This is a genomic window from Proteiniphilum sp. X52, from assembly GCF_003712195.1.
Classification (GTDB): Bacteria; Bacteroidota; Bacteroidia; order Bacteroidales; family Dysgonomonadaceae; genus Proteiniphilum.
Genome location: NZ_RDSD01000013.1, coordinates 84,602 through 107,310, shown reverse-complemented (window position 1 = coordinate 107,310; position 22,709 = coordinate 84,602). Strand labels below are relative to the sequence as shown.

Here is a 22,709-nt window from a genome sequence, read left to right as displayed (position 1 = left end):
CTTACCCGGAGTAGACGGCCAATTATCCATATCATAATGCCTTTTCAACGGAAGTGTTTCCCTTACCGATACTATTTTATGATATGAGAAGTAGGTGAAAAGGATCTATCTACAAAAAAAAACGGCTGAGAAATCAACCGTTTTTCCCTACCCTTTGTTCCGGGCATCAATAAGTCATCTTCGGTTCTATTTTCCCCGCCTCTTCAATCATTTTGGTGAGCTGTCCCAAAGACGGCATGCGGCGAACCAGTTTCTTGACTTCGTTTACTTCCTGCATTTTGGCAAACAGGTTTTCGGCATTCCGATTCCGAAATTCTTTCACTGTATCCACGCCGGCTGCCTCCAGCAGTTCTGAAAATTCCGGCCCGACACCGGGTATACGAAAAAGATCGGCATGGTTGGTCCATTTCAGGATGAATTTTTCATCGATGCCTGTCTCTTTCGCCATAGCGGCACGACCGGATTTACCGGCACATTTTTCGAGTAAGCTTTCTGGGGTGGTGACACCGGCAGCCCTCAACTTTTGCCCGTAAACAGGACCTATTCCCTCAATTTCTTCAATTTTGTAAGCCATAACGAATGATTTTTATAGGATTTAACTTCAAATTGATTCCTGCCCAAATATAGTCACATTTTTGAAGTCACAGACTCAGTTCTGTTCGAGTTTCAGGGAATGTGTGGAAAAAATACCTACAATTTCACACCACATACAATGAACTGATGGATTCGTTGTTGCATACCCTCATGATGGAGTCGGCAAACATGTCGGCCACGGAAAGTATTTTTACTTTTTCCGATTTTTGGGAATAGGGAATGCTGTCGGTGAAAATGATTTCTGTCAGTTTTGACTGGTCGACCCTCAGGGAAGCAGGATCGGACATCACTGCGTGGCTGGCAATAGCCCTCACCGAGTTGGCCCCGTTCTCCATGATAAGGTCGGCCGCCTTGGTAATGGTGCCGGCAGTATCCACAATATCATCGATGAGGAGCACGTCCATACCCTGCACATCACCGATGATCTGCATGTCCGATATCTCATTGGCTTTCTTCCTCAGCTTATAGCAGATCACCATCGGGCATCCGAGGAATTTGGAGTAGGCGCTGGCACGTTTGGTGCCCCCCACATCGGGAGTAGCGATGACCATATTACGCAGGTCGAGCTGTTTGATATGTTCTACAAAAACGCCGGAAGCATAGAGGTGGTCCACCGGTGTGTTGAAAAAACCCTGGATCTGATCGGCATGAAGGTCCATCGTAATCAAACGGTTGATTCCCGCGGCAGCCAGCATATCGGCGATCAGCTTCGCTCCGATACTTACGCGGGGCTTGTCTTTTCTGTCCTGACGTGCCCAACCGAAATAGGGAATTACAGCGACAATCGATTTTGCTGAAGCGCGTTTAGCCGCATCAATCATCAGCAACAGCTCCATCAGGTTGTCGGAACTGGGGAAGGTGGATTGGATAAGAAACACCTGCTTGCCGCGGATCGACTCTTCATAGGAAACAGCGAATTCCCCGTCGGCAAAGTGTTCAATGATCATGTTACCCAACGGGCAACTCAGACTGTTACATACCTTTTCCGCAAAGTAGCGTGACTTAGTGCCCGAAAAGATTTTAAATGGTTTCTCCTGCATTACTGATAGTTTTCTGAAAAATAATTATTTGGATCTTAATATGATTCTTCTCTCTAAAGCAAATAGCCTACTGAAAATCCCAACAAAAGTACAAAAAAGTCAACTTAATAAATAATATATTAAGAAACTGTTTTGAATTTTACGAGTAATTATTTCACGCTTATTTTTCCACTCTTTCATATTGTTTTTTGCTCTTTTTCGCGCCTTTGAACTTTCATTTCTTTTAAGTGGCCCGCCACATTTCAATCAATGAAAATCCAAATCCATCAAAAAATGGCTAAAAAACAATGGATGAAAAAATTCAAAACAGCATCTAAGAAAAAGAAATTCTGTAAATTTCTCCCGAATAGGGATCGAGTGAAATTCTGACCGGTGAGCCCGACATGAATGGCAATTCTTTGCCATTTTCGTGTAGCAGAGGTGTCAAAACTCCCCTTCCTGTATCCGTTATTTCGAAAAATGTGAGAGCATGTCGAGGAATATGCACGGTGCACTCCTGTATGGCGTCATCGAAATTGGTGATCACCAGCAGCAGCTCTTTTTTGTCACTCCGCAGAAATGCAAAGAGACGGGAGGAGTCGAACTCCCGGTTTTCATAATTCGACGGCATCAGGTCGTAGAAAAGGCCGTCGGCAAGGGCTGCTTCCTTGTTGCATAAGGTGATCAGCCGCCGATAGAATTGCTGTAACTGCTTCTCCTCCCCGGAGAGTAGCGCGTCATCCCATCGGCCGTTGTTATTCCATCGCCGCAGCGTGTCTACCGACCAATAGTCGAAGATGGTGGTACGTCCGTCCCTTCCGCTGAATCCCTCTTCATCCATTCCCCTTTCTCCCAGCTCCTGCCCGGCATATATCATTACCGGATTGGTATTGACGCAACAAGTGGCGATCATGGCGGCTTTCCCCTTGCTTCCCTCCTTTAGGAAATAGTCGGATGCCAGCCGTTGCTCGTCATGATTCTCCATGAAATTGAGCATCCTGTGCTGGATATCGCCCACATCGTTTAAGGCGTAAGTGATGTCGGAAGAGGGCCTATGGCCGCGGGAGACATCTCGCAACACATCATACAGTCCCACTTTATCGTAGAGATAGTCGAAAACATTGTCAGCCAGAAAATCGCGGTATACCGAAGGGTTGTATATCTCTGCCAGGAATATGATATTCGGGAATTGTCCTTTTACCTGAGGGATTGCCCACCGCCAGAAAGCCAACGGTACCATCTCCGCCATGTCGCACCGGAAGCCATCGACATCCTTTTCTGCCCAGTAGAGGAGGATATCCCTCATCTTTATCCATGTGTCGGGAATGGGATCAAAATGCGGTTTTCTCCCGTTCAGGTAATCCACTCCGTAATTGAGTTTCACCGTTTCATACCAGTCGGACTGGGTCGGTCGGTGGGAAAAACAGTCGTTGCCGGTCGCTTTCGCGGGAAACTCATTGTATGCGGGAGCGGTCGATTCCCTGTGTGAGCGGTGTATTTCTAACGGTTGACCGGGGATGTAATAAAAGTTGTTTTGAGGCGAGAAAGCCTGTGAGGTATCATCTCCTTCGCCAAAGTCTTTTACTCCACTCGGCTTGTTGACGGAGCGGTAATTCCTGGCCACATGGTTGGGCACGTTATCGATGATCACCTTCAGGCCGGCGGCATGTGTCCGCCGGATCAACGCCTCGAATTCCGCCATCCTGCCGGGGACATCCACCGCCAGGTCGGGATCAACATCGTAATAGTCCCTCACCGCATAGGGCGATCCTGCCTTGCCTTTGATGATCTCCGGGTATTCCGCCGGCAACCCGTACGCGGTATAGTCGGTGGTGGAAGCATGGGCCAATACCCCTATATACCAGACATGGGTGTAACCGCTTGCTTTTATCTTTTGCAATACGGTATCGGAAATATCATTGAATTTTCCTGTTCCGTTCTCTTCAATGGAGCCATTGGTTTTATTGTCGGCGGCCTTATTACCGAATAGTCGCGGTAACAGCTGATAGATAAACATTTTCCGGTTCATGAGACGTTTGGGTTTTCGGCAACACAGGCATTTTCCGGGTGTTGTGATTCATTCCACCCTTTGATCCATTGAAGCTGTTCACGTACTTTCCTGGTGAGTGCGTAGTGCCTGTGGCATCTTCTCACGATTTCCAGCGATTCGTCTTTATTCATTGCCTCTATGGCGCAATGATATCCTGCTTCCATGATCTTTAGCTGATTCTGCAGATCGAATATGGAGTACTTTTCTATTCCTTGGGTCTCGATGAGTATATCACAATAGGCCTTGTCGATGAGGGTGTTGGAGTTCGACATCAGATTAAATGTCCGTTCCAGCATCCTGCGAATATTGGTTTTTTCCGGAGGAGGCAGGATGAGGGATACATTTACCCCGATCACATATTTACAATTTTTCCGGATGACCGAGACAGGGAAATTTTTCAGCAGTCCCCCATCCACATAGGGTACATCATGGATCACCTGGGGCTGGAACACGATGGGGATGGAACAGGAGGCCACTACCGCTTCCACCAGATCGTCGCCATGGGAGAAGGTGACGGTGCAAGCCCTCTCCCAGTCAGTGGTCACCACATGGAAAGGCATCTGGAGTTCCTCAAAACGTTTGGCTCTGAGGTTTTTCTTTAAAAACTTGTGCAATCCGGTACTTTTGAAAAAACCGGCTGTGGGAATGGTGAACTCGACAAATTCACGGAATTCCCTTTTACGGAAGAGTTCCACAATCTCATCCGGATGGTAGCCGTCGGCATAGAAAACGCCGGCGAGCGCTCCCGCGCTGGTGCCCGCGATCACATCGGGTTTCAATCCGCATTTTTCCAATACTTTCAATACGCCGAGGTGGGCGAACCCTTTGGCACCGCCTCCGCTCAGGGCATAACCTAAATAATGATCGTAACTTTTACTGAAGATTGCCATGATCTCATCTCCTTTCCGATGTTTCGTGACACAAATATGGGACTTTTTTTCGATTATTCCTTGCCGATTGTCCACTTATTCACGTTTCGCAGGTAAGTTTGAAACCTATGCAGGAGTGAGCCGACAGGGATTAATGGCCGAACTGTCCGCGGTGTAATTCCTCCCATAATTGTCGTATCGGTTTTCCCAATAGTGGATGAATAAGATCGGGCGCGATTTCGCGCAAAGGATCCAGGACGAAAGAGCGGGTATGAAATCGCGGATGTGGAACGGTCAGCTCAGGCGTATCGATCACCAGATTACCGGCCAATATCAGGTCGATATCTATTATCCTGTCCGCATACCGCCCGTTCTTACTTTTGTGGCATCTGCCTATCTCTTTTTCAATGTCCCGAGTGATTGCGAATAACTCATAAATATTGATGTGGGTGGACACTTCGCACACACCATTCACGAATATGCTCTCCGATTGAAATCCGACGGGGGATGTCAAATAAAAAGCGGAAAGGGAAGTAATCTTTCCTATCCGCTCCTCAATTTTATCCAAAGCCTCGTCTATATTTTTCTGCTTGTCGCCGAGGTTGGATCCTAATGCCAGGTAAACGGTATACTCATTCATTCCGTTCATGCGATTTAACTAGTATGTCGGGCGCGGAAAACCTACCCTTACGAGGTTTTGAACACTAATCCACAATCAGCATTGCATCTCCGTATGCCCCGAAAGCATATTTCTTTTTGATGGCCTCTTCATACGCGTTCATCACCTTTTCATATCCTCCGAAGGCGCAAGCCATCATCAGTAATGTGGAATAAGGCAGATGAAAATTGGTGATCAAGCTGTTGGTGAGTGTGAAGTCATAGGGAGGAAAAATGAACTTATTGGTCCATCCGTCCCTTGGTTTGAGGTGGCCGTCGGTACTGACAGTGGTCTCCACCGCGCGAAGCACGGATGTGCCGACCGCACAGATATTTTTCTCCGCGTCTTTAGCCCTGTTCACCTTTTCACACAATTCCTCGGTAATAATCATCTGTTCCGACTCCATCTTGTGCTTGGTCAGGTCTTCCACATCGATCATTCGATAAGCACCTAAGCCGTTGTGGAGAGTAAGAAAACCGAAATCGATATCCCTTATCTCCATTCTTTTCATTAGTTCGCGGCTGAAGTGCAGACCTGCGGCAGGAGCCACCACCGCTCCCTCATTCTGGGCAAATATATTCTGGTATCTGTCCACATCCTCCGGTTCCGCGCTCCGTTCCAGATACTCCGGAATAGGGGTTTCCCCGATCGAGAACAACTGCTTTTTGAATTCGTCGTATGGGCCGTCATAAAGAAAACGTAAGGTGCGGCCACGCGAAGTGGTGTTGTCAATCACTTCCGCCACCAACTCTTCATTTTCCCCGAAATATAACTTGTTACCGATACGTATCTTGCGTGCCGGGTTGACAAGCACATCCCACAGATGTTGGTCGGGGTTCAACTCCCTCAACAAGAAGACCTCTATCTTGGCGCCGGTCTTCTCTTTGTTTCCGAATAAACGCGCGGGAAAGACCTTGGTGTTGTTGAAAATAAAGAAATCCCCTTTATTGAAGTAATCTAACACCTCTTTGAAGGCCTTGTGCTCCAGTTGGTCCGATTTCTTGTGGACAACCAATAACCGGGCTTCATCGCGATGTGCCGTAGGGTATTTCGCGATAAGCTCTTCCGGCAAATTGAATTTAAATTGAGAAAGCTTCATAAGTTAAAAAATCCTGTATCAATTATATTTTATCCGTCCAAAAACTGATCTACATCATCTATATTCAGACAATCATCCACCGTTACATCCCCCACCCTTGTACGCCGTAAGCCGGTAAGGTGCGCGCCGGTCTCCAGCGCCTTGCCGATATCCCGGGCCAACGCCCTTATATAGGTGCCCTTACCGCATACCACACGGATGGTGATATCCGGCATATTATAAGAAATCAATTCGATACTATCTATAACCAATAATTTGGGTTTTAGTTTAATATCCTCATTTCTTCTGGCCAACTCATATGCCCTTTTTCCATCGACCTTGACAGCCGAAAAAACAGGTGGAACCTGTTCTATGGTGCCTGTGAAACGGCGAAGCACATCCTCCACCATCTTTCTGGTGATATGGGCCGTGGGATATTCGGCATCGACCTCTGTTTCGAGATCGAACGAAGGGGTGGTTGTTCCGAGGCGAACATGCGCGATATACTCTTTCGTCTCGGCCTGTAATGACTCTATAAGCTTGGTCTTTCCCCCGGTGCAGAGGATCATCACTCCCGTGGCCAGCGGATCAAGCGTCCCGGCATGCCCCACCTTCAGTTTCTTTATTCCCAGCCTGCGGCATAATTTGGCGCGGACAACCCTAACCACCCGGAACGAAGTCCAGTGTAACGGTTTATCGATATATAGAATTTCACCTTCGATAAAATCCATGTCTTTTATACCATAGTCAGGCTTACACCTGAAAAAACCAAAACGAGTAGTATGCCACCTACAATGATACGGTACACACCAAAAGCCTTGAACCCATAACGGGTGAGAAAATCAATAAAAAAGCGGATAGCCAGGATTGCCACCGCGAATGCTGCCACGTTACCGATAACGAGCAGTAACATATTCTCCTTCAGCAAGTCAGCGCTGACAGGATCTTTCAGCAGTTGATAAAGCTTGTATCCTGCCGCCGCCGCCATAGTAGGTACGGCCAGAAAGAATGAGAATTCAGCGGCATTCCTGCGGGTAAGTTGGGTGGTCATCCCCCCTACAATGGTGGCCATGGAACGTGAAACACCGGGAATCATGGCGATACACTGGAAAAAGCCTATCGTAAGCGCCCGCTTCCACCCTATCGATTGTTCCTGAGACGGCTTGTTGAACCATCTGTCCACGAATAACATAAAAATCCCCCCCAGCACAAGCATTACTGCCACCACAGTTACATTTTCGAGCAGTCTGTCGATCTGATCACCGAGAAGCAAACCTATCACTCCGGCCGGTATGACCGCAATGAACAGTTTCCAGTAAAAATCGAATTTGTAAATGAACCGGGTCAGGTAAGTCCACATCCTTTTTCCGGCAGACATGCCACGCACTGCTTCTTTATCGAAGACAATCATCGGATTAAGACGAAAAAAACGTTTCCAGTAGAGGACTATTACCGACAGAATGGCACCGAACTGAATAATCACAGTGAATGCTTTCACAAAATCAGTGCTCTCCATTCCCAGTAAGGCCTGGGTGATGATCATATGGCCGGTGGACGATACCGGAAGAAACTCTGTGAGCCCCTCCACAATTGCAATGATGATTGCTTCTAATATGCTCATGGATAATATGTTTTCAGTATCCGGTGATGGGATTATTTTCCGGTCACGCTGCTTTTTTCTTTCGAGGGATACAGAATGCCGACTACCATCAGCACAAAACCGGCAAGACAAACCACGGGAGCCAATTTTATTCGCCTGGCGCTGAAGATATCGGGTTCAAATCCACCTTCAAAAGTAGTGGCCGGCCCTGTCATCAGGAGAAAACCGGCAATGATAAGAAGAATGGCGATGCCACAGATAATCAGGTTTGTTTTACTTAAAGCAATACTTTTTTGAGACATATTGGGTGATAGTTTTTATACATAATACAACTGGTCCGACTTCATTTTCACATATCTGTTGACCGCGAAAGCAGTGGCTATGGTGGAGATAACCACTCCCAGCAGAATCACGATGGCGAATATGATGATCAACTCCATCGAGTTGACAATGGGTTGTATTTCAGCGTACTCTCTGCTGAAATAGGTGATGATGCCAAGGATAATCAGATTTGCGATAATACCCGCGATGATGCCCGTGAAAATGTTATTCACCACGAATGGCCGCCTGATAAAGCTGCCGGTAGCCCCCACCAATTTCATAGTATGGATGATGAACCGTTTTGAGTAGACGCTCAGGCGGATGGTGTTACGGATGAGCGTGAAGGATATCAATAACAGTATGGCGGCAAGAACCAGTAAGACAGTCATCACTTTCGAGAGATTGTCGTTGATCAGGTCAATCGCCTCCTGCTGGTAGAGCAGGTCTGTCACATTGCTATTCTGCCGGATCACCTTGTTGATGACCGCGATACTGTCGCTGTTGGCATATTCCGAATGGAGAAAGATCTCAATACAGTCCTGCGCCGGATTGTACCCCAGCAGTTCTTCCGGGTCTTCACCCAAATCCTTGATGAGTTGCTCCTTGGCTTCTTCCTTGCTGATAAATCGTGATGACTTGACGAACGGCCGGGCATCCAGATGATTCCTGATCTTTGATATCTCGGCATCCGACACCTCTGAGGAGAGCATTACGTTAAAACTCATGTTCTCCTTTACAAATCTGGACAATCCGTTTCCCATGAAAAGAATCAGTATGGTAATCCCCAACAACACCAACACCAGCGAGATACTGATAGTGGAGGTGATCTTAGCGTTTAAGAATCGAGCGGTAGACACCTTTTTTTTGCCAGTCATACGAGTTACAGATAGTGTGCAAAAACGCACAGAATGCACTTTTTCCAAATAAACTGCAAAGTAATAAAAATTATCGCAGAAAAAGGAACGTATGTGAAATATTAAGGTCTTTTCACTATCGTGGTTTTTTTGTCGTGGCCCGCCATAGTCTTGGAAAAATAGACAGTGTCTTCATTCCCATGAAAAATCACTTTCCCACTCTTCTCTCCACTTTGGGGGTAAGCCCCATATCCGCGGCTTTTTTTAACATAAACTGAAAAGCAGCTTCCCGTTCGTTAGGTATCTCCCCTTCCAATATGGCTTCTTTTATCGCGGATTTCAGCAAGCCAATCTCACGGCATTGGGGAAGACCGAAGATCTCCATGATCTCGTTACCATCCACCGGTGGCTGGAAATTACGTACCCGGTCTTTCTCCTCGATCTCTTCCAATTTCCCGCGCACGATCTTGAAGTTGTTCAGAAACCTGCGCACTTTCTCGGGATTCTTCGATGTGATATCAGCTTCACACAATGTCATCAGGTCGTCGATATCGTCGCCGGCATCAAAGAGCAGGCGGCGCACCGCCGAGTCGGTCACCACCTCCTCCACCAGTTGCATGGGGCGCATATGGAGTGATACCATCTTCTGCACATATTTCATCTTTTCATTCTGCGGCAATTTCATCCTCCGGAAGATTTTAGGCACCATCCTCTCCCCTATGAAATTATGGTTATGGAAAGTCCAACCCAGCCGTGGATCCCATCTTTTGGTGACGGGTTTGGCGATATCGTGAAGAAGCGCGGACCAGCGCAGCCAAAGGTTATCCGTTTGCCGCGCGATATTATCCAGCACTGTGAGCGTATGGTAAAAATTATCTTTATGCCCCACTCCATCTTTCGTTTCGGCTCCTTTCAGGGCGGTCAATTCGGGGAAAATAATATCGAGGAGACCTGTCCTTTCCAATAGAATGAATCCGATGGAGGGTTTAGGTGAGAGAATTATTTTGTTAAGTTCATCGATCACCCTCTCCATCGAAAGGATGCTTATACGCTCCTTGTTCCGGCCGATGGCGTCGAATGTGTCGGGATAGATATCAAAACCGAGTTGGGAGGCGAACCGGATGGCGCGCATCATCCGCAGGGGATCGTCGCTGAAGGTGATATCCGGATCAAGAGGCGTGCGGATGATCAAATCCTCCAGATCCTGCATCCCGTGGAAAGGGTCGGACAATTCCCCGTATCGCTCCCTGTTCAGAGAGAAAGCCATGGCGTTGATGGTAAAATCACGCCGCCGCTGGTCATCTTCCAGCGTGCCGTCTTCCACGATAGGTTTACGGGAATCCAGCCGGTAAGACTCTTTCCGGGCACCCACGAACTCAATTTCATACTCTTTGTACTTTATCTGCGCCGTGCCGAAATTTTTAAAAACCGAGATCCTGCTTTTCTTACCCATCTTTCCCAGTTTTTCCGCCACTGCTTTCGCCAGTTCGATCCCCTGGCCGACCGCTACCACATCGATGTCTTTCGACGGGCGGTATAGAAAGAAATCACGCACATAACCGCCGATCAGGTAGCATGCTACTCCCATCTCATCGGCCGTTTCCGAAATCAATCTGAATATCTTCTTGTCTAAATGCGCCTGTATCTCTTCCCTGGATATCTCCATAAATAATAATAGTTTTTAGCCCGGTTTGTCGTCATTCGCCATGTGCCCGTATTGTTTGACGGACACGTTTCCTTATTGGATGTGGAATGTACGTTAGACCGAAATGATTACATTACAGTGTATTATCTGTTACGAATTGCAAAATTACAATAATTGTGCTTTATAACAGCTTTTGATGAGGAATATATTTGTAATTTTGCAGAGGTAAACAAGGCCGCAGGGCAATCCTCCGCGTGCATAAAATACTATTATTGAGATGCGTTTTTCTTTTCAGGCCACCGTAGTGTTCTTTTCCGTGCTTCTCCTTTTTTCCTGTTCGGGAAAAAACAGAGGAGCAAAAGAATATCTTTCCCAAGCGGGAAAAGCATATCAGGAAGGCAATTATCCGCTGGCCAAGTTGAAGATCGACAGCATTAAAATTCTTTTCCCTAAATCTTTTGATGAAATCAACGCCGGATTCGCGCTTATGCAACAGATACGCATGGCGGAAAACAGGCGAAATATTGTGTATTGCGACTCGATGCTTGGTGTAAAATACGCCGAGCTCAATGGCAAACTCAGCCGTTTCGATTATGTGCGCGATGAGCGGTACCAGGAATTCGGTGAGTACTACCCCAAGGCATACCCGCATCAGTCGTCTTTAAGCCGAAACGGCTTGCGTTCAGGTGTTCGGGAAAAAGGGGTGCTCTTTATCGAAAGTATCCTTTCGGGGAGTACCGTCAGGCATAATAAGGTCAAGGTGAGCACTGCCGACGGAAATTATGCCGAGACGCTGCCTGTTACTTCCGACGGGTTGAATTACCGGTTCAACACACAGGACAAGGCCTATGAGATTGTCCGATACAGTGGAAACAGTGAAAACGGAGTTGCCGGATTTATCTATACCTTCCGGAATCAACCGATCTCCATTCAATTTATCGGTAAGCGGAGTGTCACAGTCACAATGACCGATGCCGCCAAAAAAGGTGTCAGTGACTCTTTCGAACTCTCCTCCCTGTTGCTGGACATTGAACGGCTGAAATTAGAAAAAGAAAAAAGCGAAGCATTGGTCCGCTACTTGGAGGGCAGGAATCAATAAACCGGGAGACGCCCCACCCTGTAAACCGGCTGGGTTATACCTTTATCTTCTTTTTTTGAAAATTTATTGAATAATATCAAAAAAACAACCTATCTTTGTATTGAATTTTGGTGTTGTTCATTTCAAATGGCTTCGAAATGAATAATGAAAAGGGAATCAGGTGCGAATCCTGAACAGACCCGCTGCTGTAAGCTCAACCAAAGTCCTTGTGCAATGCTCAAATCCACTGGCCCCGCAAATCGGGCCGGGAAGGTGGCACAACGGACGAGCAAGTCAGAAGACCTGCCAAAATACAAATGTTTCATAGCTTTCGGGGATTGGAGCTTGAAGTACTAAAACACACGCCACGGCGGTTTTCCATTTTATTATTTCACTTACTCACTTTTACAAAAAACCACTTGCTTGGTGGGTTGACTCTACTTCCAAACCTCATTTCCCGAGGGCTGAATTTTCGGCAAGATGAATTTGCTTGTCCATAGTTTTTCCTTTGGCCGTACTTATTACGGCCTGCGGTTGTCATTGCGTGTTTATCAGTGATGCGGTTCAGGATATGTGCGTTGCCAATGGGAAAGCGCGTTTATTAGCCCAAAACAGGAATAACATGGGAGGCGCGGGCCGTTTTGTTGTATCTATAAAACATTTTTGATTCAGTGATAAAAGATAAGCTTTTTTTATTTTCAACGACCCTATTCATGACATCGGGTGTTGCCGCACAGTATAAAACCGACAGCCTGCAACACCTGCCCGAAGTGGTGGTAACGGCTGACGCGCCCAAAGAAGTGATTCCCGGACAAAAACTCTCCGGAAAAGAGTTGGAAAAACTGGGCGGCTTCTCCGTCGCCGATGCCATCCGTTATTTCTCAGGCGTACAAGTGAAAGATTATGGAGGCATTGGCGGTCTGAAAACAGTGAATATCCGTAGTATGGGAACCAATCATACGGGAGTATTCTACAATGGAGTTCAATTGGAAAATGCCCAGAACGGACAAGTGGATTTAGGCAAGTTTTCGTTGGATAACCTTGAATACGTCTCTTTGCATAACGGGCACAAGAGCAGCATATTTCAATCGGCAAAAGACTATGGCGCAGCCGGAACCATTTACATGCAGACCAAACGGCCTTTTTTTGAGGGCGATAAAAAAACAAAAATCAATGTCCGTGTGAAGGGTGGCTCCTTTATGTTGTTTAATCCCTCTTTATTATGGGAACAAAAGTTGGGAAAAAGTTATTCGTTCACGTTGAACAACGAGTTTGTTTCGTCCGATGGAAAATATCCGTTCCGATACAAAAGAGTTTTCAAAGACGGCACCGTCGCTTATGATACCACGGCAACACGCAAAAATGGCGATATAACGGCAGTACGTACCGAAGCATTCCTTTTTAAGGAAAGAAAAGATGAACGGTGGAATCTGCACGGATACTACTATTATTCGCACAGGGGACTTCCGGGATTTGTCGTGAAGAATGTATGGGGGCACGGTCAGCGCATGTATGACGAGGATTATTTCATACAAGGACGCTACGAAAAGAAATTCAGCAACCTTTACGCTACTAAGCTAAATGCCAAATATGCCAATAATTATAACAGATATGTGGATGGCGATTGGACAAGCCCTACTTATGTGGACAATCAATACCTGCAAGAGAGCTGGTATGTTTCATCGGCAAATAAATTCCGGGTGCTGCCTTATCTGCAATTCAACATTGCCGCCGACTTTACGCTCAACACGATGAAATCCAACATCGTCGATTTCTCTTACCCTACCCGACACTCCCTGCTCACGGCCGCCGCCGCCGAACTGAGCTTTGACCGGTTTAAGCTGCAAGCAAGCGGGTTGGGTACTTTTGTGAACGAGAAAGTGAAAAAGAATGCACCCGCTCCAAGTAAAAAGATATTGACACCGGCCATAGTAATGTCCATAAAACCCTTCAAAAAACAGGATTTCAACATTCTGGCATTTTATAAAAAGATTTTCAGGATGCCTACATTCAACGACTTGTATTATACATTCATCGGGACACGTGCCTTAAAGCCCGAATATGTTGTGCAATTTAATTTGGGAGCTAATTATCGCTTAAATACCAAGTCGTCCGTGATAAAGTATGTGTATGCGCAAACGGATATTTATTACAATCAGGTTACGGATAAAATCATCGCCATGCCTGCCAATAACCCTTATTTCTGGACAATGGTCAATTTGGGCAAAGTAGACATACGCGGGTTGGAGATAAAAACAGATGTTGCTTTTGAACCGATAAAAGATATGGTGTCCACCGTAAAACTCAATTATACCTATCAGGAAGCCATAGATGTGACGAGCGAAAAAGATAAAAACTACCGACACCAAATTCCCTATATTCCGTGGCACAGTGGATCGGCGATAGCTTCGATTGAATACAAATCGTGGGGGATGAATTACAGTTTCATCTATGCCGGAAAAAGGTACAACGCCAAATTCAACAGTTTAGACACACAAATGCAACCGTGGTACACCAATGACATAAGCTTCCGAAAAGACTTCCCGGGAAGAGGGAAAATGAAATATAGGGTTGCATTTGACATCAACAATCTGCTCGATCAACATTACGAAGTAGTATTAAGTTATCCCATGCCGGGACGTAATTATAGACTAACGCTCAATATGACATTGTAGAAATGAATGGAAAACAAATAATCTTATCCGGGGCAATATCATTTATCCTTTTGCTCTGTGGATGCAGGGAAGAATACGAAATACTCTACTCAACGTCCATTGAGACAAAAGTCACCGAAGAAAACACGGGAAACCTAAAAGGGTTCTATCTGCTCAACGAGGGAAACATGGGCAGCAACCGCGCCACACTCGATTATTTTGATTTTTCAACCGGGAAATACAAACGCAACATTTATGCGGAGGCGAATCCAACGGTGGTCAAGGAGTTGGGCGACGTGGGAAACGATATCGGCATTTATGGGAGCAAATTGTATGCCGTTATTAACGTGTCGAACTATATTGAGGTGATGGACGCCAAAACGGCAAAGCATGTCGGGGAAATAAAAATACCCAATGTGCGTTACATTAAGTTCCACAACGGCAAAGCATACGCTTCGTCTTATGTGGCACCCGTCAAGTTCGACCAGAATGCCCGCATGGGCTATGTGGCTGAAATCGATACGGCTTCTCTTGAAGTATTGCGTACCGTTAATGTGGGATATCAACCCGAAGAGTTGGCAATTGTGAACAATAAGATATACGTGGCCAATTCAGGTGGTTATATGTTCCCTAATTACGACCGCACGGTGTCGGTTATCGACCTCGAAACATTTAAAGAAGAAAAGAAAATTGATGTGGCTATAAACCTCCACCGATTAAGGGCCACCAAATACAATGAGTTGATTGTAAGCAGCAGGGGCGACTATTACAACAATCCCTCCAAATTATTCTTTATTGACTTGGAAACAGAAAAAGTTACCGGCTCGCTCAACATGGCTGTGAGCAATCTCGATATTTTGGGAGACTCGGCCTATGTCTATGCTGTGGAATGGAGCCACAATACGCAACGCAACACCATTACCTATGGTATTTTCAACATAAGGACCAAAGAAGTCGTGTCGCGCAATTTCATAAAGGACGGCACAGATAAAGACATCGTTATTCCTTACGGGGTAAAAGTAAATCCCGTAAACAAAGACATATATGTGACCGATGCTATTGATTATGTAACGCCCGGAACATTATTCTGTTACAACAAATTCGGGAAATTGAAATGGAAAGTGGATACGGGCGACATACCCGGCCACTTCGCTTTTTTATATGCTCAAGACAACTAAGAAGCTGTTTTGAATTTTTTCATCGATTGTTTTTTAGCCATTTTTTGATGGATTTGGATTTTCATTGATTGAAATGTGGCGGGCCACTTAGTGGAAAAACAAGCGTGAAATAATTACTCGTAAAATTCAAAGTTTCTAAAATTTTCATACAATAAATAATCAAACTTAAAAATCTATGAGGAGTAAACATTTGATCATCGCAGGGATGGCGGTTTTTATCGCGGCAATCACATCGTGTCGCAAGATAGAAACCGTATTGCCCCCCAAAATTGAAATGGAAAAAACCGAGTTTACCGTGAAGCCCAACCGTAATTTGTTGATTGAACCCACTGTTGAGAATGCCGGGACAAACACTGTCTATTCATGGACGCTCAACGGAAAAGTAGTCGGCACCGAGAAGAATATCACCTTCAAAGAAAAAAATCTGGGCACTTACTTCTTAACTTTAAAAGTCGTAAACGAAGATGGGACGGCCCAAAAAGAAGTAAAAGTAAACGTTACCGAATTGGAACTGCCTATTATTGGAATGGAGGGAGGAAACGACATTATCCTGGAAACCGGGGAAAAACATGTTTTCAAGCCGGAAATAGCCAACAAAGAGGGCTTAAAGCTCAGTTGGATAATGAACAATAAAGAAGTTTCAAAAGCCGATGAATATACGTTTGCATCCAACGAGGAAGGAATATTCTTCGTTAACTTGAAGGCTGAAAATGAAGACGGTGAAGACGAATACCTGATAAAAATTCTCGTGGTAAAAGATGCCCCCTTAATCATTTCGTTTACTTATCCCGAACAATCGGCTTCGTTGGGAAGGACCATCCGCCTCATTCCCTCCATGCCGAGCACGAAAAACGTCACATTCCAATGGTTTGTCAATGGCGTGGAAGACAAGACGCAAACCACGGATAAGTTCGTGTACAAACCGGCAGCGCTCGGCAAAACCGAAGTGAAAGTGGTGGCGCGGAAAGATGAAAAGAAAGGAGAAACTTCCATTATTGTCAACACGGTAAACCCCGAACAATACTTCCGTCCTTTCTCGGCAAACAGCAGTCCGTATTCAACAAGCGTTTTCGAGTTTCTTGCCGCACCCGGCCAGTTCGTGAACGAACGCTACACGGCATACACCATGGAAGAGGCTAACAAATATGCCGAAGAGAGGCTGAAACCCGGAAACCAGTATGTATCGTTAGGCGCTTTTGGCGGATATATTGTAGTTGGGTTTGATCATAGCATCAAAAATACCGGAACATGGGATTTTGCCATTTATGGCAACTCTTTCTCGGGAAGTTCGGAACCGGGCATTGTTTGGGTGATGCAGGATGAAAACGGAAACGGCTTGCCCGACGATAACTGGTATGAACTGAAAGGCAGTGAAACCGGAAAACCGGAAACAATACAAGATTACGAGGTAACCTATTACCGTCCCTCCACACCCAAATCAAACGTCCTGTGGACAGACAATTTAGGCCAAAAGGGTGAAGTTGACTGGTTGAGCTTTCACCAACAAGACTATTATTATCCCAACTGGGTGAAAGAAAATACTTATATGCTGCGCGGCACTTGCTTAGCATCAAGGACCGAAGACTTGTCGGGACAAGGCACCTATTGGGTGAACAAGGAATTCGACTGGGGATATGCCGACAATTTCAGCCCCATCGACCGGTTGACGGACGACACCAACTACAATGCCTCGGCAAATGCAAACCATTTCAAAATAAGCAACGCCATCACACACGACGGTAAAGATATTCATTTGAAATACATCGACTTTATAAAAGTGCAAACAGGCTTGAATGTGAAAGCCGGATGGCTGGGAGAGAACTCCACCGAAGTATTCAGATTTATGGACATACAAGTAAAATAATAGACAATGAAAAATATATACAAAACACTATCCGCAATACTATTGGCTGTAACCTTGTTTTCGTGCAATGACGGCAGCCCCTTCAGCGGAACGGATAACCGCCTCTTGTCGCTGAATCTGACGGTGGGCGGCCAAGAATATCCAGGCGTGATGGTTTCCGGAAACACAATAAACATCACCGTTCCCTTGGAGTTGGATTTAAACAACGCGAAAGTAGATTATTCCATTAGCGAGCAGGCGCGTGTTGTGCCCGATCCGGCAAAAATAACCGAATGGAACAACGAACAGGTTTTTAATGTGATCGCGTATAATGGCGAAAAACGCACCTATATCGTGCGCATTATCAGGCAAAAAGAAGAAACGGGCAATACGGTGCTCCTGGCTACCGACGATGATGTGAAAGCGTTTGCCGAAAAGGGTATTTCGAGAGTGGGCGGCAACCTGGTTATCGGAAGGGAAACCGGCACGGATTCCGTCAGCAACATCGATGCCCTGACTTATCTTACCAAAGTAGATTATAAAATTATCGTCAATCCCACGTATAAGGGCAAAGATTTGTCGGGGTTGCGAAACCTTGCGGAAGTGGGTGGCATCCACGTGAAAAATAACAAATTCCTCAAAACAATAACGTTGAAATCATTGCGAACCGTATATGAAGATTTCGTGACAAACACCGATACGCTAAGAGAGATACATCTTCCGGAACTTGTAAAAGTGATTGGCAATATGGATATTCAAGCAAATGACATTACGGGGCTCGATTTTCCTTCATTGCAACAAGCAGGTGGTTTTTTTGTGAAAGGCAATAAGTTAAGCATGCTGAAAGTGAACAACCTGAAAGAAGTTTTCGGAAATTTCTCCCTGACTCATCTTCCTGTTTTGCAGAGAGCCGATTTTTCGAAGCTTCAACACGTTTCCGGCGCCTTTGTCGCCACCAATTTAAACACATTGGGAACGTTCACATTACCCCTTCTGGAAAAAGTGGAAGGTGATTTCACGATGGAAAACTCCAAGGGGCTTGCCGAGTTTTATCTTCCGATGTTGGAACAAACAAAATCCGTTCGAATATACAACAACGTGAAACTGGCGCGCATAATGGCGCCGAAATTAAAATTGGTGGATGGCGATTTTATGTTCTACGGTTGCCCCGTGAGAAATATAGATCAGGTAACTGTGGAAGCTGTCAACGGAACGCTGACCCTTAGCCAGTTAACCAGCTTGCAAAATGTAAATCCATTCTTCAAATCGTTGAAAAAGGTTTCAAATATAGAACTGAACTTTATTCTGGTGGACGGGACATTGGATTTGAGCCATATTGATTTCAGCAATAACCTCATGGTGCAAAACTGTTCCAATCTCGAGTACCTAAAGCTTCCCGAAGAATTGAACGAAATAGTTGTTCAAGGAGCCCGGAATTTCAGGCAAAAAACAGTAGTCCAGCTTTCAGGATTAAAAAAGGCCAAAAAGATCCATTATCACACACTTACTCTGGACACACCGCAGGACTTTACAATAAAAGACCTGAAAGAGGTGACCGGAGAGCTGTGGATTTCAATAGGCAATATCACCGGCATATCCATACCCGATATGGAAACAGTTGCCGATTTGCAATTCAATGATCAAGGCGACAAATCACTGAAAACCATCACAATGGACAACCTCTTGACGATATCATACAAAGCGATTCTTTTTTCAACAACCTTGCAAACATTTAACGCGCCAAAACTCAAAGAGATAACCGTTCTCCTGGCTATCAGCAGTGGAAGCAATGAAGAAAACCTGGCTATGCAAAACCTGAACGGGCTACCATCGCTCGAGCATATAACCGAATTCAGTTTTAGAAACTTGAAAGCTTTTTCCGATTATTCCTTCTTGAAGAAATCCATTGAGAAGGGTATTATGACGGAAGCACTATGGCAGAAAAATGTGGACTTGTTCAATGTGGGTTATAAACCCGATTTCCAAGATTTAAAAGAAGGACGATACGTGAAACCATAAAAGATAAATTCGACAAAGATGAAACACTATAAACAAAGCCTTTGGGCAATAATGCTTGTTCTTTTCACATTTGCGGCATGTGAAAAAGACCCCTTCAACGGAACGGACAACCATATGCTGGAGTTTTCCCTGCAACAAGCCGATGGCACAACCTACGGTGGTGAGATCGCGGGAAATACCGTACAGCTGTACATCCCCTCGAGCGTGGACAAGGCTGATCTAACCGCCAAATACGTGCTGAGCGAGTTGGCAACCGTCTCGCCCGACCCCGCCACCGTGAAAGATTGGAGCACGGAACAAACCTTCACGGTTACTTCGTTTAATGGCGCCCAACGGCAATATAGCGTGAAAGTGGCGACCAAAGACGTGATGCTGGGGGAAAGCGTTTACCTTCGCACCGACAAGGACGTGGAAGAATTTGCCGCGAAAAAGATTGAAATCATCAACGGCAACCTGATAATCGGCGCCCCGGCGGGAACCGATTCCATCAGCAACATAGACGCGCTGGCGGGATTGAAGGAGGTGCGGTATAAGTTAACGGTAAATCCCACATATAAAGGCGATTTGCAAGCGTTGCAAAACCTGAAATCGATAGGCAGCTTGCTGGTAAACGGAAGCCCCAAACAACTTAAAACCATTGAACTGCCCAAATTGGAGTACATCAGGGGAGCGCTTTCGCTGCAATCGGACAGTATTGCCAAAATCGGATTTCCCGCGCTGGTTTCCGTGGAAAATATATCCATGACATCCGTGGGACTTACCGAGTTTTCAACGCCCGAGTTGCGGGTTATGGACAATTTCAATTGTCGCCTGCCCCAATTGGACAAACTGGACATGAAAAAAGTGGAAACCATCGCCCGGGGATTCAACCTGAATGGAGGATTCTCGTGGCAGGATTACAAACAGGTGACGCCAACCATCAAGGAGCTGCTTCTTCCCGCGTTAACCCGATGCGAAGGGATGACAATCGGAACTTTCCTTGCATTGGAAACCATTGATGTAAGCAAACTGACACAAACAAACGCGATTACGTTCTCCAATCTCCCGGCCGTGACAACCATCAAGCTCAATGAACTTAACACAATCACAACCAATTTGCACGCCGAAACCAATATGAGCACGCACGCCAATCCGCAATTGGCAATATTTGAAGCGCCCAAACTGGAAACAGTGGGCGGTGAGATGAATCTGGAAGCATTCGTGAACCTGAAAACGGTGAAGTTTCCCATGCTGAAAACCGCCGACAAATTTAGAATTCTTACTTCCGTTCAACATTGGGATATGGGTAAACTGGAAGAAGTGGGTATTCTATATGCTTATAATTATGTTCCGTCCATTTTTAAAAACCTGAAAAAAATCGGTTCTTTAAGCATGGACAAATCGCCATACGAGGGCGAGATGGATTTATCGCACATAGAATTCGGGAACAGTATTTCCATTATCATGCGCGACGCGGGCATTACAGCCATCAAACTTCCCAAAACATTCAATGGAAATGAAGGCCTGTTCGAAATAAATCTGGCTTCGAATCCATCCATAAAAACCTTGCCCCAGATAACGGGGCTGGAAGAATGCAAGAGATTTCAAATCAGCAATGCTCCGGGTGTCGATGAAGTGGTTTTGCCGTCATCCCTCAGAAAAGTGAGCGAACAGTTGAGCATTTCCGCTGGCGCGCGCTCCGTCTCGGGCGAAAGGCTGCAAGAGATCGGAGCCTTAACCCTATCCGCCAATAATTTGACTTCCATGTCTTTTCCCAATTTGGAAACAGTTACCGGCAAGTTAAGTCTGTTCGGGAAATTTTTAGAAAGTATTCAACTGCCTAAACTCACTTCCGTCGGACGCTTGGAAATAGGAGGCTCCTATTCCGGCTGGCAAAACGAAAAATTGACAAACCTGAACTTCCTCTCGACCCTCTCCTCCGTGGGAACATTGGAAATCAAGTTTTGCAAGTTTTTGACCGATTATTCCGGTCTGAAAAAAGCCCTGGATTCGGGAAGTATTACCGCCGAAAATTGGACAGCCAAAACAGTTCACGACAACGCATACAACCCAACCTTTGAAGATTTGAAAGCCGGGCGGTATGTGAAACCGTAAAATATTATCAACAAAATATGCTTGACGGTTCATAATAACAAAATAAACATATTTCTCATTCTATAGTTAAAACAGTTAAAAAATACACGTATGAATAAAAAACTGACCCTGCGTTTTTCCGTCGTGACGGTAATGATCCTGCTGGCGGCGCTCAGCCGCCTGCTCCCCCACCCGCCCAACTTCGCGCCCATCGGCGGCATGGCATTGTTTGGCGCGGCGTACTATACGCGCAAGGGGTGGGCATACCTGATACCCATTGTCGCCATGTGGATCAGCGACCTGCTCTTGAACAACGTAGTGTATGCCGAATACTTCGACCGGTTCGTCTGGTTCCACTCCGGCTCGCTGTTCACTTACGGCGCGTTCGCGCTCATCGTGCTGATGGGCACATTCACGTTACGCAAAGTGCGTGTGCCGCGACTGCTGTTCTCGGCTTTGGGGGCGTCCGTCGTCTTCTTTGTGGTATCCAACTTCGGCGTGTGGCTCTCATCGGGCATGTATCCGCACACGCGGGAAGGCCTGACGGCCTGTTACGTTGCCGGCCTGCCCTTCTTCAAAAACACCCTGCTGGGCGACCTGGTTTATTCGGCAGCGCTGTTCGGCTTGTTCGAGGTGTCGCTCTCCTGGTTTCCCGGGCTGCGTACCCGGCATGAAACGTATGCCGAAGCCCGGAAAATCGTATCAAAAAGCAAATGAATGCGGGAATGATAACAACTTCTCCGTTCAAACAAATAATAGAGTTTATATCGAATAATATTTGAGATATTTGATTATCAACATTCTTATTCCTTAATCAATGAGTCCCCTCCGAAAAGTCTTTTTTACCCAAATTTCCCTCAAAACGACTATTGATTTTCAATGAGTTGGAAACCTGTGAAACGGGTTCTTGGGCATTTCGGAGTAGACTCATCAATATAATGTCTAATATTAATCCTTTATTTTTTATGGTTATTTTTTATGGTTATGAAAGAGGTAAAAAACAAAAAAAGAAGTGCAGAGATGCGTCATGACGTATCTTCTCCAACGGATGCGGCAGAATCCTACATTGCTCCTGAAATCGAAATCATCGACATCGAACTCTCGCAAAACATTTTGGCTGGCAGCCTTCCTCCGTCGGAAGGTGAACCATGGACATCGTAAGTGGAATTATAAAAC

At 45.8% G+C, this 22,709-nt stretch carries 19 protein-coding genes and 1 riboswitch; of the genes, 8 read left to right on the top strand and 11 right to left on the bottom strand.

Annotation, left to right across the window (positions count from 1 at the left end):
- Positions 1 to 166: 166 nt before the first annotated feature.
- The 11 genes from D7D25_RS11470 to D7D25_RS11420 all read right to left on the bottom strand — a co-directional run bounded on the left by D7D25_RS11470 (position 167) and on the right by D7D25_RS11420 (position 10,709).
- Complete coding sequence (locus D7D25_RS11470) at positions 167 to 574, bottom strand: DUF4332 domain-containing protein (protein ID WP_122969097.1); 408 nt, start codon at positions 572 to 574, stop codon at positions 167 to 169.
- A gap of 124 nt (positions 575 to 698) precedes the next feature.
- Entirely contained in the window at positions 699 to 1,634 is a 936-nt protein-coding gene (locus D7D25_RS11465) for a ribose-phosphate pyrophosphokinase (protein WP_122969096.1), read from the bottom strand.
- 313 nt (positions 1,635 to 1,947) lie between these two features.
- Entirely contained in the window at positions 1,948 to 3,642 is a 1,695-nt protein-coding gene (locus tag D7D25_RS11460) for an alpha-amylase family protein (protein ID WP_122969095.1), read from the bottom strand.
- Positions 3,639 to 4,553, bottom strand: a complete 915-nt coding sequence (locus D7D25_RS11455; protein ID WP_122969107.1) for a patatin-like phospholipase family protein — start codon at positions 4,551 to 4,553, stop codon at positions 3,639 to 3,641. The genes D7D25_RS11460 and D7D25_RS11455 overlap by 4 nt, the downstream gene beginning before the upstream one ends.
- Before the next feature lie 130 nt (positions 4,554 to 4,683).
- Positions 4,684 to 5,181, bottom strand: coding sequence for a 2-amino-4-hydroxy-6-hydroxymethyldihydropteridine diphosphokinase (gene folK / locus D7D25_RS11450; RefSeq protein ID WP_122969094.1), 498 nt, complete (start codon positions 5,179 to 5,181; stop codon positions 4,684 to 4,686).
- Positions 5,182 to 5,236: 55 nt separating this feature from the next.
- Positions 5,237 to 6,289, bottom strand: coding sequence for a tRNA preQ1(34) S-adenosylmethionine ribosyltransferase-isomerase QueA (gene queA / locus D7D25_RS11445; protein WP_122969093.1), 1,053 nt, complete (start codon positions 6,287 to 6,289; stop codon positions 5,237 to 5,239).
- 29 nt (positions 6,290 to 6,318) lie between these two features.
- A complete protein-coding gene (gene truB / locus D7D25_RS11440; protein WP_122969092.1) occupies positions 6,319 to 6,999 on the bottom strand; it encodes a tRNA pseudouridine(55) synthase TruB in 681 nt (226 codons plus the stop codon).
- A gap of 5 nt (positions 7,000 to 7,004) precedes the next feature.
- A complete protein-coding gene (locus D7D25_RS11435; RefSeq protein ID WP_122969091.1) occupies positions 7,005 to 7,889 on the bottom strand; it encodes an undecaprenyl-diphosphate phosphatase in 885 nt (294 codons plus the stop codon).
- Positions 7,890 to 7,921: 32 nt separating this feature from the next.
- Positions 7,922 to 8,170 (bottom strand): DUF3098 domain-containing protein, encoded by a 249-nt coding sequence (locus D7D25_RS11430; RefSeq protein ID WP_019540618.1) that lies wholly within the window; start codon positions 8,168 to 8,170, stop codon positions 7,922 to 7,924.
- Between the two features lie 15 nt (positions 8,171 to 8,185).
- Positions 8,186 to 9,064 (bottom strand): ABC transporter permease, encoded by an 879-nt coding sequence (locus tag D7D25_RS11425; RefSeq protein ID WP_122969090.1) that lies wholly within the window; start codon positions 9,062 to 9,064, stop codon positions 8,186 to 8,188.
- Between the two features lie 187 nt (positions 9,065 to 9,251).
- Complete coding sequence (locus tag D7D25_RS11420) at positions 9,252 to 10,709, bottom strand: CCA tRNA nucleotidyltransferase (RefSeq protein ID WP_122969089.1); 1,458 nt, start codon at positions 10,707 to 10,709, stop codon at positions 9,252 to 9,254.
- A 256-nt stretch (positions 10,710 to 10,965) separates the two neighbouring features.
- Between D7D25_RS11420 and D7D25_RS11415 the strand changes: the two genes are divergently transcribed.
- The 8 genes from D7D25_RS11415 to D7D25_RS18035 all read left to right on the top strand — a co-directional run bounded on the left by D7D25_RS11415 (position 10,966) and on the right by D7D25_RS18035 (position 22,694).
- Positions 10,966 to 11,787 (top strand): hypothetical protein, encoded by an 822-nt coding sequence (locus D7D25_RS11415; protein ID WP_122969088.1) that lies wholly within the window; start codon positions 10,966 to 10,968, stop codon positions 11,785 to 11,787.
- A 91-nt stretch (positions 11,788 to 11,878) separates the two neighbouring features.
- Positions 11,879 to 12,092, top strand: a riboswitch (cobalamin riboswitch).
- Between the two features lie 387 nt (positions 12,093 to 12,479).
- Positions 12,480 to 14,441 (top strand): TonB-dependent receptor, encoded by a 1,962-nt coding sequence (locus tag D7D25_RS11410; protein WP_122969087.1) that lies wholly within the window; start codon positions 12,480 to 12,482, stop codon positions 14,439 to 14,441.
- 2 nt (positions 14,442 to 14,443) lie between these two features.
- Positions 14,444 to 15,598 carry a YncE family protein gene (locus tag D7D25_RS11405; protein WP_122969086.1) on the top strand — a complete coding sequence of 385 codons (1,155 nt, stop codon included), beginning with the start codon at positions 14,444 to 14,446 and terminating at the stop codon, positions 15,596 to 15,598.
- Positions 15,599 to 15,773: 175 nt separating this feature from the next.
- Complete coding sequence (locus tag D7D25_RS11400; protein WP_122969085.1) at positions 15,774 to 17,462, top strand: PKD-like domain-containing protein; 1,689 nt, start codon at positions 15,774 to 15,776, stop codon at positions 17,460 to 17,462.
- Positions 17,463 to 17,468: 6 nt separating this feature from the next.
- A complete protein-coding gene (locus D7D25_RS11395) occupies positions 17,469 to 19,460 on the top strand; it encodes a hypothetical protein (RefSeq protein WP_148038917.1) in 1,992 nt (663 codons plus the stop codon).
- 18 nt (positions 19,461 to 19,478) lie between these two features.
- The gene (locus D7D25_RS11390; protein WP_148038916.1) at positions 19,479 to 21,554 is read left to right on the top strand and encodes a hypothetical protein; all 2,076 of its coding nucleotides are present in this window, start codon (positions 19,479 to 19,481) and stop codon (positions 21,552 to 21,554) included.
- A 90-nt stretch (positions 21,555 to 21,644) separates the two neighbouring features.
- Positions 21,645 to 22,250, top strand: coding sequence for a DUF6580 family putative transport protein (locus D7D25_RS11385; protein ID WP_122969082.1), 606 nt, complete (start codon positions 21,645 to 21,647; stop codon positions 22,248 to 22,250).
- Positions 22,251 to 22,553: 303 nt separating this feature from the next.
- Positions 22,554 to 22,694 carry a hypothetical protein gene (locus D7D25_RS18035; protein WP_158602602.1) on the top strand — a complete coding sequence of 47 codons (141 nt, stop codon included), beginning with the start codon at positions 22,554 to 22,556 and terminating at the stop codon, positions 22,692 to 22,694.
- Positions 22,695 to 22,709: the final 15 nt, after the last annotated feature.

What these genes read in the sequence shown, in the direction of transcription:
- D7D25_RS11425 (WP_122969090.1), bottom strand. Translation starts at nt 9,064, where the DNA reads ATGACTGGCAAAAAAAAGGTGTCTACCGCTCGATTCTTAAACGCTAAG.
- D7D25_RS11405 (WP_122969086.1), top strand. Translation starts at nt 14,444, where the DNA reads ATGAATGGAAAACAAATAATCTTATCCGGGGCAATATCATTTATCCTT.
- D7D25_RS11385 (WP_122969082.1), top strand. Translation starts at nt 21,645, where the DNA reads ATGAATAAAAAACTGACCCTGCGTTTTTCCGTCGTGACGGTAATGATC.
- D7D25_RS11390 (WP_148038916.1), top strand. Translation starts at nt 19,479, where the DNA reads ATGAAACACTATAAACAAAGCCTTTGGGCAATAATGCTTGTTCTTTTC.
- D7D25_RS11410 (WP_122969087.1), top strand. Translation starts at nt 12,480, where the DNA reads ATGACATCGGGTGTTGCCGCACAGTATAAAACCGACAGCCTGCAACAC.
- D7D25_RS11430 (WP_019540618.1), bottom strand. Translation starts at nt 8,170, where the DNA reads ATGTCTCAAAAAAGTATTGCTTTAAGTAAAACAAACCTGATTATCTGT.
- D7D25_RS11395 (WP_148038917.1), top strand. Translation starts at nt 17,469, where the DNA reads ATGAAAAATATATACAAAACACTATCCGCAATACTATTGGCTGTAACC.
- D7D25_RS11420 (WP_122969089.1), bottom strand. Translation starts at nt 10,709, where the DNA reads ATGGAGATATCCAGGGAAGAGATACAGGCGCATTTAGACAAGAAGATA.
- D7D25_RS11460 (WP_122969095.1), bottom strand. Translation starts at nt 3,642, where the DNA reads ATGAACCGGAAAATGTTTATCTATCAGCTGTTACCGCGACTATTCGGT.
- D7D25_RS18035 (WP_158602602.1), top strand. Translation starts at nt 22,554, where the DNA reads ATGCGTCATGACGTATCTTCTCCAACGGATGCGGCAGAATCCTACATT.
- D7D25_RS11470 (WP_122969097.1), bottom strand. Translation starts at nt 574, where the DNA reads ATGGCTTACAAAATTGAAGAAATTGAGGGAATAGGTCCTGTTTACGGG.
- D7D25_RS11455 (WP_122969107.1), bottom strand. Translation starts at nt 4,553, where the DNA reads ATGGCAATCTTCAGTAAAAGTTACGATCATTATTTAGGTTATGCCCTG.
- D7D25_RS11465 (WP_122969096.1), bottom strand. Translation starts at nt 1,634, where the DNA reads ATGCAGGAGAAACCATTTAAAATCTTTTCGGGCACTAAGTCACGCTAC.
- D7D25_RS11415 (WP_122969088.1), top strand. Translation starts at nt 10,966, where the DNA reads ATGCGTTTTTCTTTTCAGGCCACCGTAGTGTTCTTTTCCGTGCTTCTC.
- D7D25_RS11435 (WP_122969091.1), bottom strand. Translation starts at nt 7,889, where the DNA reads ATGAGCATATTAGAAGCAATCATCATTGCAATTGTGGAGGGGCTCACA.
- queA (WP_122969093.1), bottom strand. Translation starts at nt 6,289, where the DNA reads ATGAAGCTTTCTCAATTTAAATTCAATTTGCCGGAAGAGCTTATCGCG.
- folK (WP_122969094.1), bottom strand. Translation starts at nt 5,181, where the DNA reads ATGAACGGAATGAATGAGTATACCGTTTACCTGGCATTAGGATCCAAC.
- truB (WP_122969092.1), bottom strand. Translation starts at nt 6,999, where the DNA reads ATGGATTTTATCGAAGGTGAAATTCTATATATCGATAAACCGTTACAC.
- D7D25_RS11400 (WP_122969085.1), top strand. Translation starts at nt 15,774, where the DNA reads ATGAGGAGTAAACATTTGATCATCGCAGGGATGGCGGTTTTTATCGCG.